Origin of the sequence: Streptomyces sp. SID3343 (assembly GCF_009865215.1) — a bacterium.
Taxonomy (GTDB): domain Bacteria; phylum Actinomycetota; class Actinomycetes; order Streptomycetales; family Streptomycetaceae; genus Embleya.
In genome coordinates, this window is the sequence record NZ_WWJX01001057.1 from 1 (window position 1) to 1671 (window position 1671).

At 62.3% G+C, this 1671-nt stretch carries 4 protein-coding genes; 2 read left to right on the forward strand and 2 right to left on the reverse strand.

Translation table 11 applies throughout. The annotated features are described in order from the left end of the window. Nucleotides 1-259 precede the first annotated feature (259 nt). Entirely contained in the window at nt 260-448 is a 189-nt protein-coding gene (locus GT354_RS33130) for a hypothetical protein (protein ID WP_161360065.1), read from the forward strand. Between the two features lie 106 nt (nt 449-554). Here GT354_RS33130 and GT354_RS33135 read toward each other — a convergent pair whose 3' ends face one another. Both GT354_RS33135 and GT354_RS33140 read right to left on the reverse strand, forming a co-directional pair. Then, nucleotides 555-890 carry a hypothetical protein gene (locus GT354_RS33135; RefSeq protein WP_161360068.1) on the reverse strand — a complete coding sequence of 112 codons (336 nt, stop codon included), beginning with the start codon at nt 888-890 and terminating at the stop codon, nt 555-557. A gap of 37 nt (nt 891-927) precedes the next feature. After that, complete coding sequence (locus tag GT354_RS33140) at nt 928-1317, reverse strand: RHS repeat-associated core domain-containing protein (RefSeq protein WP_161360066.1); 390 nt, start codon at nt 1315-1317, stop codon at nt 928-930. A 69-nt stretch (nt 1318-1386) separates the two neighbouring features. Here GT354_RS33140 and GT354_RS33145 point away from each other — a divergent pair. Further along, nucleotides 1387-1671 (forward strand): transposase (locus GT354_RS33145; protein WP_161360067.1); only part of this gene is annotated, 285 nt, incomplete at its 3' end.

Sequence of the window (1671 nt, forward strand, 5' to 3'; positions counted from 1 at the left end):
CGGGACGGCGACGTCCGGGAACGCAGCGACCGGTGGGCACGGATCGGGCGGGGAAGATGCACGAAGGCGACCGACGAAACGTCAGCACGTAGCGCGGAAACCCACCCCGGAATGTCTCGGCCGGGCCCTCTTCGTCGCTTTGACCAGGCACGACCCGCCACACGGTCAAGGACACGTTCATGCGGCCACCACGACACCGAGCTGCAGCTTCACAACAGCTCGATCACGTCCGGGAGCCGGCAACGCGGAGAGCGAGATCGTGCAGAATTCCTTGCCACTTTTCCCGCCCGAGACCTCACAACATCCCGTGCGCCGGCCGGCGTCGCTGCTGCGCCCGCACCAGCGCGAGGCCGTGGACGCCGTCGTCCCCGCCCTGGAAAACCTCGACGCGGATGCGGCCTCGGACGCGCCGCACGGCGGGGCCAGGGCCACCATGGTCAACACATGACAGCCAGCAACAGCTCCACGACCACACTCGAAATGCTCATTGAGCAGCCCGGACCCCCTACCCCTACCGGGCGATGTCGACCAGCACACCGCCCACTCACAACCACTTATTTCAAAAGACTGCGAAGTCGCCTGACCTCGGAAATCAAGCGGGGAATATCCTGTCGAGCGCACGCAATAAAGTCCGCGTTCTGATCCCACAGCTCGTCGCGCGTAGTGGCGTACTCAGGATCCTGCACCAGGGTGAGTGCCACCATATCGTCAGAGTTGAAATTCGGCCATTTTTCGTCAAACCCAGTGCCTGGCATCGTACTGACGGCCGTGAGACTCATATTCTCCCTGTCATCAAGATCTCGCACGAACCACGGGCCCGGAGTAGCAGAACCAGCCCGCTCTTCAATGAGTTGCAGTTCTTCTTCGCTCAGTTCTCCCGCAGAACTCATATCCACTTTCCCGTCTTAATTACGCAGGGGAACACTTTTAACGAACTGGAACACAGAGGAGGCAACCGATACTCTCATGGGTTAACGATAAACCTCTCCGCTGGACGTCCGAGTCGCACAGTATTATTATAGAGCTGTTGTTGGCGTAGGTATAGCCGTGCATTTTTTGGGCGTCGGCGAGGTCCAAGATCGGGTCGACGCTGATGAAGCGGCCCAGGTTGGGGTCGTACTGGCGGGCTCCGACGTGGGTGAGGCCGGTGGCGTCTATGGGCTTGCCGAAGAAGCCCTTTTCGGTGGGCCATTGGCCGTTGACCTGGATGGGTTGCGCGCCGCGAGCCTCGCCGAAGGGCTTGGACAGGCGGCGGGTGGCGGTCAACGTGGCTGCGTCGAGGATGGTGCCGCCGGTGCCGTGGTGGTCGGACACCATGTAGACCGGGGTGTTAGGGCCTGTACGGAGTTGTGATCTTCTCTGTTCACAAGCTGATAGAACACTGTCGTGGGACGACGTGAACTCGACGATGACGAGTGGCAGTTGATCGAACCGTTCCTGCCGATAGGCGAGTTCGGCCCGTATCCGCAACGGTTGCGGGACCGGTTCGAGGGCGTGGTCTGGCGGTTTCGCACCGGCAGCCAGTGGCGGGAGGTCCCGCCGGAGTTCGGAGCCTGGTCGACGGTCTACGACCGGTTCCGCCAATGGCGCGACGCCGGTGTGTTCGCGGCTCTGATGGACGCGATGATCACCGAGGCGGCCCGCCGCGGGCAGGTGGACATGTCGCTGGTC